General features: G+C 40.7%; 15 protein-coding genes and 1 pseudogene. 8 read left to right on the top strand and 8 right to left on the bottom strand.

Features of this window, described 5'->3' with window-relative positions; translation table 11 throughout:
• Window positions 1–757: 757 nt before the first annotated feature.
• On the bottom strand, window positions 758–1,255 hold the full coding sequence (locus tag ELZ61_RS08420) for a YbhB/YbcL family Raf kinase inhibitor-like protein (RefSeq protein WP_126372898.1): 498 nt from the start codon (window positions 1,253–1,255) through the stop codon (window positions 758–760).
• A gap of 192 nt (window positions 1,256–1,447) precedes the next feature.
• On the opposite strand from ELZ61_RS08420, the gene ELZ61_RS08415 reads away from it, so the two are divergent.
• Complete coding sequence (locus tag ELZ61_RS08415; RefSeq protein WP_241969679.1) at window positions 1,448–2,866, top strand: SLC13 family permease; 1,419 nt, start codon at window positions 1,448–1,450, stop codon at window positions 2,864–2,866.
• A gap of 98 nt (window positions 2,867–2,964) precedes the next feature.
• Here the strand turns inward: ELZ61_RS08415 and metE are convergent, their stop codons facing one another.
• Window positions 2,965–5,238, bottom strand: a complete 2,274-nt coding sequence (gene metE, locus ELZ61_RS08410; RefSeq protein ID WP_126372896.1) for a 5-methyltetrahydropteroyltriglutamate--homocysteine S-methyltransferase — start codon at window positions 5,236–5,238, stop codon at window positions 2,965–2,967.
• A 248-nt stretch (window positions 5,239–5,486) separates the two neighbouring features.
• On the opposite strand from metE, the gene ELZ61_RS08405 reads away from it, so the two are divergent.
• The 3 genes from ELZ61_RS08405 (at window position 5,487) to ELZ61_RS10730 (ending at window position 7,066) form a co-directional block, all read left to right on the top strand.
• Window positions 5,487–5,693: a hypothetical protein gene (locus ELZ61_RS08405; RefSeq protein WP_126372894.1), complete on the top strand. Its 207-nt coding sequence runs from the start codon at window positions 5,487–5,489 to the stop codon at window positions 5,691–5,693.
• Window positions 5,677–6,240: a hypothetical protein gene (locus tag ELZ61_RS10735; protein ID WP_197717455.1), complete on the top strand. Its 564-nt coding sequence runs from the start codon at window positions 5,677–5,679 to the stop codon at window positions 6,238–6,240. Before ELZ61_RS08405 ends, ELZ61_RS10735 begins: the two co-directional genes overlap by 17 nt.
• Window positions 6,241–6,349: 109 nt before the next feature.
• Complete coding sequence (locus ELZ61_RS10730; protein WP_197717480.1) at window positions 6,350–7,066, top strand: sulfatase-like hydrolase/transferase; 717 nt, start codon at window positions 6,350–6,352, stop codon at window positions 7,064–7,066.
• A 160-nt stretch (window positions 7,067–7,226) separates the two neighbouring features.
• Here ELZ61_RS10730 and ELZ61_RS08395 read toward each other — a convergent pair whose 3' ends face one another.
• A complete protein-coding gene (locus ELZ61_RS08395; protein ID WP_126372892.1) occupies window positions 7,227–7,880 on the bottom strand; it encodes an IS1595 family transposase in 654 nt (217 codons plus the stop codon).
• 132 nt (window positions 7,881–8,012) lie between these two features.
• Between ELZ61_RS08395 and ELZ61_RS08390 the strand changes: the two genes are divergently transcribed.
• Window positions 8,013–10,355 (top strand): TonB-dependent receptor, encoded by a 2,343-nt coding sequence (locus ELZ61_RS08390; RefSeq protein WP_126372890.1) that lies wholly within the window; start codon window positions 8,013–8,015, stop codon window positions 10,353–10,355.
• A 33-nt stretch (window positions 10,356–10,388) separates the two neighbouring features.
• Here ELZ61_RS08390 and ELZ61_RS08385 read toward each other — a convergent pair whose 3' ends face one another.
• The 4 genes from ELZ61_RS08385 to ELZ61_RS08370 all read right to left on the bottom strand — a co-directional run bounded on the left by ELZ61_RS08385 (window position 10,389) and on the right by ELZ61_RS08370 (window position 13,267).
• Window positions 10,389–10,718, bottom strand: a complete 330-nt coding sequence (locus ELZ61_RS08385) for a branched-chain amino acid transporter permease (protein ID WP_126372888.1) — start codon at window positions 10,716–10,718, stop codon at window positions 10,389–10,391.
• Window positions 10,718–11,455, bottom strand: a complete 738-nt coding sequence (gene azlC, locus ELZ61_RS08380) for an azaleucine resistance protein AzlC (RefSeq protein WP_126372886.1) — start codon at window positions 11,453–11,455, stop codon at window positions 10,718–10,720. Before azlC ends, ELZ61_RS08385 begins: the two co-directional genes overlap by 1 nt.
• Window positions 11,448–12,377: a LysR family transcriptional regulator gene (locus ELZ61_RS08375; protein ID WP_115249873.1), complete on the bottom strand. Its 930-nt coding sequence runs from the start codon at window positions 12,375–12,377 to the stop codon at window positions 11,448–11,450. The genes azlC and ELZ61_RS08375 overlap by 8 nt, the downstream gene beginning before the upstream one ends.
• Before the next feature lie 116 nt (window positions 12,378–12,493).
• Window positions 12,494–13,267, bottom strand: a complete 774-nt coding sequence (locus tag ELZ61_RS08370) for a TOBE domain-containing protein (RefSeq protein WP_126372884.1) — start codon at window positions 13,265–13,267, stop codon at window positions 12,494–12,496.
• A 139-nt stretch (window positions 13,268–13,406) separates the two neighbouring features.
• On the opposite strand from ELZ61_RS08370, the gene modA reads away from it, so the two are divergent.
• The 3 genes and pseudogenes from modA to modC all read left to right on the top strand — a co-directional run.
• On the top strand, window positions 13,407–14,171 hold the full coding sequence (modA, locus tag ELZ61_RS08365) for a molybdate ABC transporter substrate-binding protein (RefSeq protein WP_126372882.1): 765 nt from the start codon (window positions 13,407–13,409) through the stop codon (window positions 14,169–14,171).
• 15 nt (window positions 14,172–14,186) lie between these two features.
• Window positions 14,187–14,909 (top strand): molybdate ABC transporter permease subunit, encoded by a 723-nt coding sequence (gene modB / locus ELZ61_RS08360; RefSeq protein ID WP_103855487.1) that lies wholly within the window; start codon window positions 14,187–14,189, stop codon window positions 14,907–14,909.
• Window positions 14,896–15,573, top strand: a pseudogene (modC, locus tag ELZ61_RS08355) (molybdenum ABC transporter ATP-binding protein); the annotation flags it as partial. The gene modB and the pseudogene modC, both read left to right, overlap by 14 nt.
• A gap of 88 nt (window positions 15,574–15,661) precedes the next feature.
• On the opposite strand, the gene tehB reads toward modC, so the two are convergent.
• The gene (gene tehB / locus ELZ61_RS08350; protein ID WP_126372878.1) at window positions 15,662–16,525 is read right to left on the bottom strand and encodes an SAM-dependent methyltransferase TehB; all 864 of its coding nucleotides are present in this window, start codon (window positions 16,523–16,525) and stop codon (window positions 15,662–15,664) included.
• Window positions 16,526–16,566 lie beyond the last annotated feature (41 nt).

Raw genomic sequence — 16,566 nt, 5'->3', positions numbered from 1 at the left:
AGCTAATGGGTTTCGCCGTTGGCGATTTTCTTTCTTTTGCGTTCCCAAAAGAGAGTAAGCAAAGAAAAGAACCCCGATCATCGTCAAATTTCTCTTACTTTCTGACTGCGTTATTTTGTCTTGCCGTACTGGCGTACTGTCTTCGACAAAATGCCTTGTCTGTAAGTGAGAAATTTGACGAGCTTGCTTTTTCCTCATTCCAATAAAATTTTCTTCACGAAAAATCAGCCTGATGTTCGCTTCGCTCTCGCTCGGCGTGATTTTCCTAAAAATTTTATCTCCATTCGGGCAGTCTGGACGGGGAATGTAACGCTAAATTTTAAGGGCGGTGGTTTTTTTGAAATTTTTAAAATTTTGTGAAAAATGACCGCACTTTTGCTCTTACAAAATAGGAAAATTCTACTTTGCTCTAATTTTCAAACAAAATGTAGAAGAGAGAAAGAATTAATTTCCCGTGTAAATTGCCTTCATTTTTAACAAATTTTTAGAAAAGTAACGCCTGAACGCAGCGAAGCGAGTATGGGCTTACTTTTCGTTAAGAAAATTTGTCAGAAATGAAGATAAGCAATTTAGTCGGGTGCTTTTTTCTTTGCCTACTTTCTTTTGAGCAAGCAAAAGAAAGTAGGTCGCTCAACGAGCGAAACTGGTTATAAACTTCAAAGAAAAAAGCGATTTAACGATGAAGCCAAAACTTTACTTTTCTCTTTTAAAAATCTCAGAAAATTACACCGCACTTATTATTTTCTATGATTTAAACTTAAACATCATAAGTGCCCATTACGCTCGCTTGCGCAAGGATATGGTTTTGCATTGCGAAGTGTAAGTCATTAAATCTAAAACCTGCTTTAAGATCGAGTTTGGTGTCTAAGGCGTAAACGATTAATTCATAGCGGTGGCGGCAATTTGGTGGTGCCATTCCGCCGTAGAATGAGGCTTCAGCGATGTCAAATTTGCCTAATACACTTGCCCAGCTGTTTGCGCCTTGCACATAATCTGTCGCACTTTGGCTTTCATTTTCTTGCACGGAGGTGCGTTCTAAATTGGCAATGAGCCAATGTATCCACACAAAACCGCTGGCGGTAATGGCGTCTTTATCTTCTAACACTACTGCGAAAGATTTTGTTTCTTCTGGCACATCTTCAATTTCAAATGGAATAGAGTAAGTTGGCATTCCGTTTGGGCTAAATTGCGTGCCGCGTTTTCCATATTTATCCAAAAAGACGCCTTGTTCAATGGCTTGGCTGGTTACTTTCATCCTGTTCTCCTTAATGAAAATAGTTGATAGCAAGAAATTAAAAATGAAAAGTAAATAATAGTTTTAACCTTTCATTAATAATTTATCGGAAAAAATAAATCAAAGAAGTCATTTATTTGAATGGGATCACAGTAAATTCTAAGCAAGTTTTTTATATTAAACAAGCAGTAATCAAACAGTTTGAGGTTTTATATGGGAATTAGACAACTTTGGCAAGGAATGCAAACCTTGAATAATAAAAAACTTTTTTGCTTTCTTTTTTCTATTATTTTTGCTTTATTGCTTACCTTGCTTTCTTCCGATGCAAGTTTTACGAAAATTCAAAATTATGTGTTATTTCTCCTATTTTTTTCCATTAGCTTGTGGGTAACCGAGGCGATTCCCCCTTTTTCCGTCAGTATTTTAATTGTGGGATTCCTTGTATTGATAATGGGAAAAAGTGAGGCTTATGATGCAATGAAATATTTGCAAACTTGGTCAGATAGCGTGATTTGGTTGTTTTTAGGGGGATTTTTTCTTGCTGAAGCAATGAAGAAAACAAAACTTGATTTAATGCTGCTAAAAGCTGTGCTACCAAGATTTGGCACAAACCCCTGTAATGTGCTGTGGGGATTGATGCTTGTTACTGCGGTAATGTCGATGGTAATGAGTAACACCGCCACCACGGCAATGATGATCGCCACCATCAGCCCGTTATTCTCTCGTTTATCGGAGCGAGGGCATTTGTCTAAAGCCTTGCTATTAGGTATTCCCGCTGCAGCTTCTGTGGGAGGAATGGGGACAATTATTGGCTCGGCACCTAATGCCATTGCGGTGGGAGCATTAGAAAAATTGGGCTATCCCATTTCATTTTTAGAGTGGATAATGGTGGGGGCACCTTTAGCATTTTTATTGCTTTTTATTTTCTGGCGAGTGCTAATTTATAAATACAAATTAAAATATCAAGCCCCTTTGCATTTTGATTTTTTAACCCAAGATGAAATAGAGGTTAGCAGCCAAGAAAAATTACACAAAACCATTGTACTCATTATTTTAGCGATCACCTTATTTTGCTGGCTGACCTCCAAATGGATTGGTATTCCCGTTGCCGCAGCTTCGGGGATTCCTATTGTGGCTTTAACAATGACAGGCGTGCTAGAAGCAAAAGATGTCCGCCGCTTACCTTGGGATACCTTAATGCTGGTTGCAGGCGGTTTGGCGTTAGGGCTTGCGATTGAAGAGCAGCAAATTGCAACGCATTTTGTGGAGAAAATTAGCCATATTCAAGTGAGTTTTGTGTTATTGCTTATCTTATTTGGCTTTATCACGGTGTTATTATCGAATTTTATGAGTAACACTGCTGCCACAACCATTCTCATACCAATGGGGATATCTTTGCTCGCAATGGTGGGCGGAGGAAATGTCAATCCAACAATTTTGCCCTTAGTGATCGGGCTAAGTGCTTCTTGTGCGTTATTTTTACCCGTTTCCACACCACCAAATGCCATTGCTTTTAGTACAGGCTTGATCAAACAATCTGAATTTCGTTTAGGCGGGGTCATTATTGGGCTGCTTGGGCCAGCATTAACGATTGTGTGGATAATGTTGTTATCCGCTGTTCATTTAGTTTAGCGGCGAATTACAGCAAGGTAGGGCTCTTTTCTAGAGAAAAATCGCAAAAAAACACCGCACTTAAGTGCGGTGATATTTTCTCAATTTTTTAGTTTTTATTAAGCTAGTTCAGCACGCAATTTCTTCGTCACATCAACCATCACTTGAAGCTGTTGTAAGGTTTCTGTCCAACCGCGAGTTTTTAAGCCACAGTCTGGGTTTACCCATAAACGCTCTTTTGGTACCACTTTCAAGGCTTTGCGTAGCAGATGTTCAATTTCCTCTGGTTTTGGTACGCGTGGGCTATGAATGTCGTACACACCCGGGCCAATATCATTTGGATATTTGAAATCAGCGAACGCGTTTAACAATTCCATATCCGAACGTGAAGTTTCAATGGTGATCACGTCCGCATCAAGTGCCGCAATGGCTGGCAAGATGTCGTTAAATTCGGAATAACACATATGGGTGTGAATTTGTGTATCATCTTGCACGCCCATTGAGCTTAAGCGGAACGCTTCGCCTGCCCATTGGAGATATGCGTCCCAATCCGCACGCTTAAGCGGTAAGCCTTCGCGGATCGCAGGCTCGTCAATTTGGATCACTTTAATGCCTGCTTTTTCTAAATCTAACACTTCGTCAGAAAGTGCCACGCCAATTTGTTTACACACGGTGGCGCGTGGAATATCGTTACGCACGAAAGACCATTGTAAAATCGTAACAGGGCCAGTGAGCATTCCTTTCATCACTTTGTTGGTGAGGCTTTGGGCGTATTGCGACCAGCGTACTGTCATTGGTTCAGGGCGTACCACATCACCGTAAATAATCGGTGGTTTCACGCAACGTGAACCGTAGCTTTGCACCCAACCGAATTTGGTGAAAGCGAAACCGTCTAATAATTCACCGAAATATTCCACCATATCGTTACGTTCCGCTTCACCGTGAACGAGGACATCAAGGTCGAGTTTTTCTTGCTCACGTACTACCAACTCGATTTCTTTTTTCATCGCCGCTTCGTAATCTTCAAGGCTTAGCGTCCCTTTTTTGAATTGGGCGCGAGCTTGGCGGATTTCGCTGGTTTGCGGGAATGAGCCGATATTTGTGGTTGGTAATAACGGTAAATTTAACCACGCATTTTGTTTGGCGATACGCTCAGCAAATGGCGATTTGCGTTGATCCGCACCTTCTGGCAAGTTAGCTAAACGTGCAGCCACTTCAGGGCGATGAATTTCTTTGCTGTTGGCACGCGAATCAGCCGCTGCTTGGCTTGCATCAAGCTCTGCTTGCACGGCAGCATGCCCTTGTTCAAGTGCGGTCTTAATTACCGATAATTCTTGCACTTTTTGAAGCGTAAACGCCAGCCAGTTATAAAGCTCAGGTTTGTTCTCTTTGAGTTGCACTTCCACAGAAAGATCATAAGGGGTATGCAATAAAGAGCAACTTGGTGCAATCCATAAACGCTCGTCCAATTTGGCTTTTAACGGTTCAAGTACATCTAACACCTGATTGAGGTTGGCACGCCATACGTTACGGCCATCAATCACACCGGCTGAAAGCACCTTGTCATAATCAGCAAAGGCAGCCAGTTGCTCAGGCGCACGCACTAAATCAATGTGCAAACCGTCCACAGGTAAGGCTTTGAGCAATTCCGCGTGTTGTGCTACTGAGCCAAAATAAGTCGCGAATAATAATTTTGCGTTTACTTTTTCGCTTAATGTGGCATACACCGCTTTGTAAGCCTCAACCCACTCAGGGGCTAAATCCACCGCTAAAGCAGGTTCATCAATTTGAATCCACTCCACGCCCTCATCCGCTAACGCATTGAGAATTTCCACATAAACAGGCACAAGTTTGTTTAATAACTCAAAGCGGTTAAAGGCTTCGCCTTTCTCTTTCCCTAAATGTAAGAACGTTAATGGGCCAACAATGGTCGGTTTCACATTTAAACCAAGGGCTTTTGCTTCGCGAATTTGTTGCACATAATGGGCGGGATTGGCTTTAAATTCGGTATTTTTGTGAAATTCTGGCACAAGGTAGTGATAGTTGGTGTCGAACCATTTTGTCATTTCAATGGCGAATTGATCTTTATTCCCACGCGCCAGTTGGAAATATTGGTCAAGGGTTAAGCTCTGGCTGTCGAAACCAAAACGCGCAGGAATTGCCCCTGTTGCCACTTGTAGATCTAAAATATGATCATAAAAAGTGAAATCGGCCACCGCGACATAATCCGCATTCGCCGCCGCTTGGTGCTTCCAGTTGATCTCACGCAATGCTTTTGCGATGTCTAATAAATCTTGTTCTGCAATGTCCCCACGCCAATAACGCTCTTGAGCAAATTTAAGCTCACGTTTTGCACCAACGCGAGGAAAACCTAAAACGTGAAATGTTGTCATAATCAAACTCCTGTCTTTGTAATTTAATCAAATAGACGTCTAAACGTCTTTCTTGTGTTTAATAATGCCGAAAGGCTCAGTATTATGCAACGTCATAATTTTCACGTTTTGTATGAATTAAATTAATATTCATATAATGGAAAAAAATTTATTAAAAAAGCACCGCACTTTAGCTAGTGTGCTTTGTTTATATAAATCATTGTGTTGTGCTACAATCCCGCTCATTTTAATCTTTTAGGATCATCAAAATGAAAAAAGCCCTATCACTCATTGTGTTATACAGTGTGCTATTACTTGGAAGCGAATTGCTATACCGAATGATGTTTGCTGTGCCAGCTTTGCCTGTGGGCAAATTAGCGGAGAATTATGCGTTTCTTTTGGTATTTGTTGCATTGTTATATAAGAGTCGTACAATGCTTACTTCTTGCTTTCTTTGCAATGAGTTTTATTGGTAACAATATCCATTATGCCGCTTATCAAGGCTGGGTTACGCCAATGAATTTATATTTGCTCTTTAAAGAATGGCACGAAGTAATGGGGGCAACTAACTCATTGGTTGGAAAGACATTATTTCCAGCATTATGGGGTTTGTTAGAAGTTATTTTTGTCAGCTCTATTTTATGTTTTCAACGTAAACGTTCTTGGATTGCTGATGGAGTATTTTTTCTCTTGATGATTTTTGGCCTTGTGCGTGTGGCTTTAGATGAGAGTAAGAGCATTATTTCGCCGAAATTGTCTTATGGACGCATTAAAACGAACTATCTCAGTTTAAGTTCATTTGTGGGGCATACCTTACCTTATAAGGTGTTACACCTAAGCGTTGTGCCTGATTATCAAATGGCTGAGCCACAGGTGGTGAGCAAACCTAAAGTTCGCAATATCATTTTTTTACTCGGAGAGAGTGAAAGTGCTAAACATGTCAGTTATTTTGGTTATCATCGCACAGACAAACAACACCATTTTTGGATTGGTTTGCCCACTCTCCGTTTAATCCTATTGTAAAAGAAACCTATTCCGCAGGTTTGCTCACCGCAATTTCATTGCCTTCTTTATTTAATACCATTGAATATCCAAACGGCTTAGCGCAAATAGCTAAAGGTACGACCAATTTATTTCGTTTAGCCAAACACAAGGTTATCAAACGTATTTTTATACCGCTCAAGCAGAAGGTGATATGGATTTGATGAATTTGCTGGGTAAAACTTGGATTGATGAATTGAAATATCCTACGGATCTTGGCTTCGGGTTTAAACAGCATATGTCTGATAGGGAGCTATTACCCTTATTGAAAAAGATTAATTTACAGAACGGTAATCATTTCATTATTTTACATCAGCGAGGTTCGCATATGCCTTATGGTAAGATTTTAACTGCCGAGCAAAAAGTATTCGGTGATAAAACAGCAAATGATGAATATGACAATACTATTTATGCCACTGATCAGCTAATGAAAGCCGTTATTCATTATTTACAGCAACAAACTGAGCAAGATTGGCTGTTTATTTATACTTCTGATCACGGACAATTTGTTACGCCTGAGCGTCATATTCAGGCGACAATGGACGAGGATAATTATCTTGTACCAACTGTGTTGTATAGCCCTGACAGCGTAGTGCAACAACAATTGCAGCAAGCTTTTTCACAATGTGATCGTTTATTTCATCAGCAAATTGCTACGTTATTGTTAAATAGCTTTGGTTATCAACAGCGAATTAGTTCTTGTGAACAAGGGTATGTCAATAATAATGATCTTTCAGGCGATCAGGGTTATTTACAAATAACGCCAAATGCAATCAAGTGGGTGAATCCTAGCAAATCTCTTAAATAAAGAAAATGAGGTAGAGTAAAGCGCTACCTCATTTTTGATCTTTCTTCTCTGTCAATTCTAACCTGTACAGTACTCCTATTTTTGTGTTTTGACAAAGCATACGCAGTTAAAAATAGAAGTGCCATTTCATAAAAAAATTTGGGGCTGTAGTAGATTAGCCCTAAATTTCACACCATTTTCGCAATATTTTTAACTGCTCTTTTGGTGTCCCAAAGTTAAACCGAAATTCACATTCCTTCAAGAATAAAGGAAAGTTTTTTCGGTTAATTCCATTATATTTTCGCAGTATCCGCTTCGCCTGATTCCAAAAATTTTCAATGCCATTAATATGATTTTGTTTCACCGCAAATAGCTCGGAATGATTGATTCGTTCGTGGTGAAATTCACTCACATCAAGCGCATCATAACTGCGATAAGTGTCCGTATAAACCCAGCTATCAGGCTTGATTTTTCTTTTAATAACAGGGAGTAATGTTTCACTCTTGGTGTTTTCAACCACAACAGTAAATACCTTTCCTTGTCGTTTTAGTAACCCAAAAACAGCAACTTTTCCAGCCGCTCCTCGTCCTCGTTTTCCCTTTCGATGACCACCAAAATAGCTTTCGTCTAGTTCAATTTCCCCCTCAAAAATCTCGTTAACTTCAAGGGATAAATGATAGCCAATCACAAGCCTGATTTTATGGTAGAACAAAGCGGCTGTATTCGGTTGAATATCTAGCAAATTTGCTGTCGTTCTTGCAGTAACTTCTGCGACAAAAAACTCAAGCAGTTTTTTCTGTATAGATTTCTTTAATTTACAATATGTTATCTTCATTTTTGTAGTATAGCATTGTTGCTAATCTACTACAGCCCCAAAAATTTTATGTTGTTTAACGATGCATTTACTTCCTGATATTTTGTGTTAGGATAATAACTTATTTTTCTTTAAAAAATAAGGTGTTTTGTAATGCAACTTTTTGATTCTAAATATTTTTCTTTGAGTTTTTTCGCGTTTTTTAGTGCGTGTTATTGTTATGGGCAGGAAAATGTTGAAAGCACACAGCAACTCGCTCCAATTTTTGTTGAGGCTGAGGCGGTGAAAAATGCTGTGCCAGATCATTATCTCAATACGCAGTATCGTATAAATCAAGCTCAACTTAGCAATAATCATTCCACCACATTAGGGGCTGTGGTAGAGAAAGTATCTGGTGTGCAAAGCAGTGCCTTTGGGCCAAATTCTTCTCGTCCTATTATTCGAGGTTTGTCGAGCCAGCGTGTGGCAGTGTTAGCGAATAATATGCCAATTAATGATTTAGCCGTGGTGAGCGGTAATTTGGCGACTTCAATTAACCCGTTAAATGCTACGGGGATTGAGATTAGTAAGGGCGGTGCCGCGGTGCTTTATGGCGGAAGAAGCCTTGGTGGGGCAATCAATATTTTAGATGATGCTATTCCAAAACAAATTTCACAAAATAAAATAAGTGGTGAGGTTAGCCTAAATAAAGGTTTTAATGCGCCTAATCAAGGGGCTTTTAAACTGAATATTAATAATGGTGAACATTGGGCATTTTATCTTGATGGTGCAATGAGTAAAATTTCGTCAATAAAAGTACCGCACTTTAGTAAAGCGGGTGTGTGTTATGATAAGGCTTATTTGCAGTCTCGCACGGATTTACAGCGTCAATGTCAAGTGAGCATTCCTGTGTTATCTAGCCTTAATCCTGCTTATTTTAAATATATTAGCCAATATTATTTGGATAATTATCAAGATAAAAGTTTGGGGCTAACTGAAGAAGATAAATATACCAATCGTCGTGGGTTTATGGGGGGAAATCCTGAGAATCCACTTTATGTGCCAAACAGTCCTTACTATATGGAAAAATTTGGTGATTTGAAGGAATATCACTCCTATCCCAAAGGAAGAATTCCGAATAGCCATTCTGCAACACGCACTTTTACTTTAGGCAGCAGTTATATTGATCATTTTGGTTATACTGGGGTGTCTTGGCATTATTTTGATACGGATTATGGTGTGCCGGGCTTTGCTTATTTAGCTAGCCAAGCGAATGAGGGATATGCGCCTGTAACAGTGAAAAACCAAACCCACCGTTTGAATTGGGATACCCATTGGGTGATGCCGATCAAAGGAATTGAGAGCGTAGATTTTCAAGTGAATTATCAACACGCGAAGGATCAAGAGTTCTTAGGGGCTGTGATGTCTAATGGTTTTTTGTCTGATAATTATGCTTATCGATTATCTGCAATTCACGCCCCTTTATTTGAGCGATTAATTGGAACTGTTGGTACGGATTTTTCATATCAAAAGGTTAGCGCCAAAGGTCAGGATAGCTACCTTCCCGATTTAAAACGCAAAGCATACAGTATCTTTGCGATTGAAACCCTTGATCTTGCTCCTTTTACGTTGGAGGTTGGACATCGTATTGGAAAAGTGCGTTATCAGTTAGGAGAGTTGCATCGCGAGAGATCGCAAAGTGTTGGTGCTTACTATGCAAAAGATCGTCATTTTTCCTTACAAAATACTCATTTCGCTTTTCAATTTAATCCTAGCGAAAGTAGTTATATTAAGCTTCAGCGTACTTTTGCTGAACGGGCATTAGAAATGAATGAATTGTATGCTAATAATAACCATTATGCTCTGTTGATTGAAGAAAATGGTGATGCACGTTTGCAAAAAGAGAAGAGCCATACTTGGGAAATTTCTGCCGGTATTGGGCAAAATGGGTTCAATGGGGCGGTGAGCTGGTATCGAAATCATTTTGATCATTTCACTTATTTAGGTTACACCGGTCTTGTGCGCAATGGTTTAATGGTAAAACAATGGCGTCAAACACCGCTCATCTTAACTGGGTGGGAAGTGGATTTAAGTTACCAATTAGAAACATCGCATTGGGGTGTTTGGAATTGGCATCTCTTCTATGATCATATTAAACAAAAATTGCCACAGCGTTTAACGGGATTAGGCAATTATTTACCGAATTTACCGTCTTCGCGTTTTGGTGGGGATGTGAATATTGAGTATAAAAATTGGCGCGCCTTTCTTGCGGCAACGCATTATAAAACACAGAAGTATGTGAGTAATGAAGTTGATGAGAAGCTAGTTAATCCATCATTTACTTTGGTAGATATGGGCATCAGTTATGTTTACCCTTGGAAACAAAGTGAAATGGAAATTTATTTCCATATTAATAACTTAACCAATCGAGAAGCGCGTTCAAATACTTCTCCATTAAAATTTCTTGCGCCACAGGCTGGGCGAAATGCCGTATTTGGGATAAAAGTGAACTTTTAGCTTTATGCTCCCTCATCGTTGAAGGTGGGGGAGTTACACAAAGATAAATTGGATAAGTATCATATACAAACCTGTGCCGACAATCATTGATAAAAACATATTCTTTTTCCAAAAATGTAAGCCTAAAACCACCGCACCTGCAATAAAATCAGGTGCGCCTAAATAGGCAGTTGAAAAATCAATGTTTTTATAACAATACACCACTAACATTCCAAACATTGCGGCAGGCAATACTTTACCTAAATAGCGAATATAGGGAGGAGCAGAGCGATGTGCAGGAAAAATAATAAAAGGTAAAATCCGACACAGTTGCACGGCAAAAATGGCAATAATGATAGTAAGGATTTGTTCTGTTAAGGTCATTATTCCACCTTGTTTAATTGGCTGGTTAATTTAGGTCGCCAAAGGGTTAGCGCGGCTAAGATTCCGATAAGGGTTGGAATGAGAAAATGATTTTTACCAACCACAATTAAGCACACTAACGCGATACCTAAGCCTAACAAAGAACTTTCGTGTGATTTTTCTTTCAGCCAATTTTCCGCAAAAATAACCAGAAAAAGTGCTGTCATCGCAAATTCAATGCCTTTTAAGTTAAACGGCACGAGATCGCCAAATAAATTGCCGATCACCGCACCAAGCACCCAATAACAATGCAAATATAAACTCACAAATAGCATATACCAGCCTTTATCTAAGCGCGGTGGGATTTTTGCCATATAATTGAGTGAAAAACTTTCATCTACCAGCGAGCTAATCAGGTACCAACGTTTTTTGCCTAACTGGAAACCATACTTTTCTAACATTGAAATGCTGTAAAAAATTTGTCTTGCACTCACCATTAACGTCAGCAAAAAAATATGCAGTGGCGCAAAGCTCATCACTAATGCCCCTGCAACAATAAACTCAACGGATCCCGCATAAATTAACGCCGCCATAAACAAGGGATAAAGCACACCAAAGCCCAATGCCTTCATATAAAGCCCATAGGCCACACCAAGAAAAAGAAAGCCTATCACCATTGGCAGAGAATAAGGAAATGCCGCCTTGGCTGCCGCCCAAATTGGGCTGTTATGTTGTGCTGGTTGGTTACTACTACTCATCTAAAACAGATAATCCCGGTAAGGTAGAAAAACTTTGTGCTTTTACGGTTTGATAAAAATCATCAACAAACGCCACGTCAGCGTCCATTTCACGAAATGCCGCATAAAGATTGCTGTATAGCCCTTGATTGGTAATTTTTTTCGCCACAATATAACCACGATCTAAATAAGGTTTGGCCGCCCAAAATGGCAACGCCGCAATCCCACGTTTGCTCGCCACTAACTGAATAATCGCAATGGTTAATTCACTGGTGCGGCGTGTTGGATTAATGCCTTTCGGATTTAACACTTTTTTCAGCAAATCCAGCATATCATCAGGCACAGGATAGGTAATTAAGGTTTGATCGATAAAATCTTCCGCTTGCCAAATGTCTTTATTCGCTAAAGGATGATCTTTGGCACACAAGCCCACCATTTCATAAGAAAACAACGGCTTATGCACAATGCCTGCGGTTTCTTCAATTTCCGAAACCACCGCCCAATCGGCACGATGGCTGAGCAGCAAGCCCACCGTATCCGTATGAAAACCCGATACAATATCCAATTCTACCAACGGCCAATTCTGACGAAAGCTATCCATTGCCGGCATCAGCCAATCAAAACAAGTATGGCACTCCACCGCAATGCGCAACTCACCCGCCTCACCTTGCTTAACTCGCGCCAAATCTCGCTCCGCCTCCACCACTTTCGGCAAAATATCATTCGCCAACTTAATTAACCGCTCCCCCGCCGAAGTAAAACGCAGGGGCTGGCTTTTACGCTCAAATAACGGCAAACCATATTGCTCTTCCAACAATTTAATTTGATGAGAAAGAGCCGATTGGGTGAGATACACACGTTTAGCCGCCAAAGAAACACTGCCCGTTTCTTTCAAAGCTAAAAGGGTTTTCAAATGGCGAAGTTCAAGGAATATGGGTTTCATTTAATAACTTATTAAAACAACAGAATGTGAGGGATTATACAATAAAAATCCACGAACGAGGCGGGGAAATTTTAAGAGAATTCTTCTTTGTAAAAGGGAGGAATATTCAAGGAAAATCAAATCGTCACCAACACAATCTGTTCAGGATCAATATAGCAAAACAGCTTATCACCTTGTTGGAAATTTGCGTTATCGTCAAGGCTGGCGGTGCATTGTAGGGTTTTGCCTAAGGTGAGTGTGGCTTCTTGGGCGTTGGGTTGTTGGTTGATATGGGATAAAAGTGCGGGGAAAATATTGCACGTTTTTTGCGGTTTTTCGATGAATAATTTTACCCACGGCGCTTTGATCATCAGCATCACTTCTTTGTCAAAAACAAGCTGTAAACGCACCGCACTTTGTGGTGTGATAAAGGCGGTAATGGATTGATCTAAATGAGGAATTTGAATTTCTACCGCACAATGATTGTCTGTCTGAGTGAGGCTTTTCACCGTGCCAAAAAATTGATTTCTGGCGCTACTTTGTAAGGAAAAACGCGCAGTGGCGGAAAGCAGACTGTCAAGGGAAATTTGTTCGTCTTGCAAGATGGAAAAGGCTTTTTGTTGTGTTTGTTCCAAGAGATCATAAAGTTTGAGCAGGCGTTTGGCATAGGTTGTGAGTGTCGTGCCGCCGCCATTTTTTCCGCCAGTATTGCGTTCTAACAAAGGCATTGGGCTAAGGCTATTCATTGCTTCAAGGTGATCCCACGCACTTTTATAGCTCACTTTGGCATTTTTCGCCGCTTGGCTGATTGAACCTGATTTGGCAATTTCACGCAACAGACGAATCCGTTTCGGATCAACAAAAAGTTGTTGTTGCAGTTTTATGGTGAGTAACACTTCGCTATCTAACATTGGGTTTCCTACGTCATTATCTTTAAAGTGCGGTGGAATTTTTTGTCATTTTACGCAAAGTTCGGTTTTTAATGTAGCTTTTATTTTATCAATCGTTATATAATTTATTTTATAATGGTAAACCAAAAGGAGAAAATCTATGCTAAGAATCAAAAATCGACTGGTTTCTACGCTAGCGATTTGCGTGTTGATGTCATTTTCTGCACACGCGAAATTAACCGTCTTTGCTGCCGCCTCAATGACCAATGTGTTAGAGCAAGTGAAAGCGAGCTATCTCAAACTTCACCCTAAAGAAGAGATTGATTTTTCTTTTGCCTCTTCTTCCGTATTGGCACGTCAAATCTCGCAGGGTGCGCCGGCGGATATTTTTATTTCGGCCAGTCAAAAATGGATGGATTTTTTAGCAAAGCAGAATGCAATTGAACTCAAAACACGGGTGAATTTAGTGCAAAATACCTTGGTGATGATCGCACCGAAAAACAGCAAGATTGAAAGCGTGAAGCTAGAAAATCCGCAATGGCAAGCGAATTTAAAAGAGAGTTATCTCGCAGTGGGCGATCCTGCGCACGTTCCCGCAGGGAAATATGCGCAACAAGCCTTAACCAGTCTAAATCAATGGCAGGCGGTGCAAGAAAAACTAGCACGGGCAAATAATGTACGTGCGGCATTGGCCTTGGTAGAACAGGGCGAAGCGCCCTTAGGCATTGTGTATGGCACCGATGCGACGGCAAGCCAAAAAGTGAAAGTGGTGGCAATTTTTCCTGCAAATTCTCACGCCCCGATTGAATATCCTGCGACGATTGTAGCAGGGCATCATAACCAAGAAAGCCAAACTTTTTTAGATTATTTAACATCTGACGAAGCGAAGCAAATCTTCATTCAAGCTGGCTTTGCGGTGAAATAAAAGGATTTAATGCAAATGGATTGGCAGATGTTTTTTCATTTTTCCCCCGCTGAGTTGAATGCCATTGCCTTGAGCGTGAAAGTGGCGTTGGTGTCCGTGTTGGCAGGATTGCCCTGGGCGATCTTGGTGGCTTGGTTGTTGGCGCGGAAAGATTTCTGGGGAAAATCGTTGCTCAACGGCATTATCCATTTGCCTTTGGTGTTGCCGCCTGTGGTGGTGGGGTATTTATTGTTAATTGCAATGGGGCGAAATGGCATTATCGGGCGCTATTTATTGCAATGGTTTGATTTTAGCTTTGGTTTTAGTTGGTATGGTGCGGCGTTGGCCTCTGCCATTGTGTCTTTCCCATTAGTGGTGAGATCGATCCGCTTGGCGATCGAAAATGTGGATTTCAAGCTCGAACAAGCAGCGCGCACCCTGGGAGCGTCTGCCTTGAAAACCTTTTTTACCATCACATTGCCTCTTGCGTTGCCCGGCGTGTTGGCAGGCGTTATTCTCGGCTTTGCGCGTTCACTAGGGGAGTTTGGCGCGACCATTACCTTTGTTTCCAATATCCCAAAAGTGACGCAAACCATTCCCCTTGCTATGTTTTCCTTTATTGAAACCCCAGGAGCAGAAAGTGCCGCAGCGCGTTTATGTCTCATAGCCATTGCTATCGCCTTGATTTCCTTACTCATTTCTGAATGGTTAGCAAAATACACACAAAAACGTTTAGGACAATCCAATGTTAGAAATTAATGTACGCAAACAATTGGGAAAAATGGCGTTTGCGGTGGATTTGCAGCTGCCCACGCAAGGCGTAACGGCATTATTCGGCTTGTCTGGTTCGGGCAAAACCACGCTGATTAATTTAATCAGCGGTTTGTTGCAACCCGATCAGGGCTATATTCGTTTGAACGGACGAGCATTAGTCGATACGCAAAAGCAGATTAATCTTGCGCCCAATCATCGCAATGTGGGCTATGTTTTTCAAGAGGGCAGATTGTTCCCCCATTATTCGGTGAAAGGCAATTTGTGTTATGGAATGAAGCAGAAAGATAGCACAGAATTTATGCGCATTGTGCAGCTTTTGGGGATTGAACATTTGCTTAAACGCTATCCAATTACCTTATCAGGCGGCGAAAAACAGCGTGTTGCCATTGGACGAGCGTTGCTCAGCCAGCCTGAAATTTTGCTGATGGACGAACCGCTCTCCGCTCTTGATCTGCCGCGCAAATTAGAATTATTGGATTATTTGGATAAACTCGCGCAAGAAATTGCTATTCCCATTTTATATGTAACCCATAGCCTTGAAGAATTAGCACGCTTAGCGCAACAAGTCGTGTTGTTGGATCAAGGCAAAGTGATCGCCTACGATCAGTGGCAAAATATGCAAGATAGCCCATTTTTCGCCCTTTGGCGTGAAAGAGAGAAGTAAAATGAAAAACAAAAGTGCGGTAAAAAATTTCAACATTTTCCACCGCACTTATTTTCTTTGCTATTTTTCTTTCCTATGATTTTTTCTTCGCTAACATCGTGACAAATTTCATTTTGATGCGATTGCCGTTTTCATCGGTTTTGTGCAGTTCGCCCATTTCTTCTTGGTATTTAATCAATTCCCAATCTTGATAATAATTTTTCAGCTCGCCCTCTTTAAAAGTGAAAGAAAACGGCATTGGGCAAGGCACATCATCAGTACTCATTGCCGCTACAATCAAGTTATAACCGCCTGTGTTTGTGTGATTTTGCATATTCTCAATAATGGCAGGAATGGCGTTGCGGTCAAGGAACATAAACACCACGGTGGAAAGAATAAAATCGTAGTTTTCCTGAATATTGGCGTCATTGATGTTGTAAAGTGCGGTCTGGATATTGAGATTTTCTTTTTCAGCCGTGCTGGTGAGGAAAGCAAGACTGTTTTCGTTGTGATCCCAAGCGGTAACATCATAGCCGAGTAGGCTTAAAAAGAGCGAGTTGTGTCCTTGTCCACAGCCAAGATCCAGCACTTTACAAGGAGGAATAATTTCCACCGCACTTTTCACTTCAGAATGGGTTGGCGTCATATTGTATTTTTTGCTGAAGTAATCTTCTTTCTTACAATAAAATTCTAAATAACATTCCAGATCATCAGACGCCGCTTCCACGCGGTGCCAAAGTTGGGGTTCAACAAAAGGCGTGTCATCTTGTGCGGTGAAAATATGTTCGCTCACTATGTCTCCGTCTTCCGTTAAAACGTAAAACTTCAATTTGCCTTGTAACACAGTGATTTTGCCCCAAGTGCCAACTTTGGTGTTGTGTTTTTCTTGGAACATTTTCGGCAGGCTGTCTTTGTTCCACACGGGCATTTTTTTGTAGCAAATTAATTCATTTTTCATTGTATTTCTCCAAATATGAAAATAGTTGAGTGATATAGTAG

The organism is Avibacterium volantium, from assembly GCF_900635775.1.
Classification (GTDB): Bacteria; Pseudomonadota; Gammaproteobacteria; order Enterobacterales; family Pasteurellaceae; genus Avibacterium; species Avibacterium volantium.
This window is presented reverse-complemented; position numbering and strand designations above follow the sequence as displayed.

Coding starts and splice junctions, on each gene's coding strand:
- ELZ61_RS08420 (WP_126372898.1), bottom strand. CDS start 1,255: ATGAAAGTAACCAGCCAAGCCATTGAACAAGGCGTCTTTTTGGATAAA.
- ELZ61_RS08415 (WP_241969679.1), top strand. CDS start 1,448: ATGGGAATTAGACAACTTTGGCAAGGAATGCAAACCTTGAATAATAAA.
- metE (WP_126372896.1), bottom strand. CDS start 5,238: ATGACAACATTTCACGTTTTAGGTTTTCCTCGCGTTGGTGCAAAACGT.
- ELZ61_RS08405 (WP_126372894.1), top strand. CDS start 5,487: ATGAAAAAAGCCCTATCACTCATTGTGTTATACAGTGTGCTATTACTT.
- ELZ61_RS10735 (WP_197717455.1), top strand. CDS start 5,677: ATGAGTTTTATTGGTAACAATATCCATTATGCCGCTTATCAAGGCTGG.
- ELZ61_RS08395 (WP_126372892.1), bottom strand. CDS start 7,880: ATGAAGATAACATATTGTAAATTAAAGAAATCTATACAGAAAAAACTG.
- ELZ61_RS08390 (WP_126372890.1), top strand. CDS start 8,013: ATGCAACTTTTTGATTCTAAATATTTTTCTTTGAGTTTTTTCGCGTTT.
- ELZ61_RS08385 (WP_126372888.1), bottom strand. CDS start 10,718: ATGACCTTAACAGAACAAATCCTTACTATCATTATTGCCATTTTTGCC.
- azlC (WP_126372886.1), bottom strand. CDS start 11,455: ATGAGTAGTAGTAACCAACCAGCACAACATAACAGCCCAATTTGGGCG.
- ELZ61_RS08375 (WP_115249873.1), bottom strand. CDS start 12,377: ATGAAACCCATATTCCTTGAACTTCGCCATTTGAAAACCCTTTTAGCT.
- ELZ61_RS08370 (WP_126372884.1), bottom strand. CDS start 13,267: ATGTTAGATAGCGAAGTGTTACTCACCATAAAACTGCAACAACAACTT.
- modA (WP_126372882.1), top strand. CDS start 13,407: ATGCTAAGAATCAAAAATCGACTGGTTTCTACGCTAGCGATTTGCGTG.
- modB (WP_103855487.1), top strand. CDS start 14,187: ATGGATTGGCAGATGTTTTTTCATTTTTCCCCCGCTGAGTTGAATGCC.
- tehB (WP_126372878.1), bottom strand. CDS start 16,525: ATGAAAAATGAATTAATTTGCTACAAAAAAATGCCCGTGTGGAACAAA.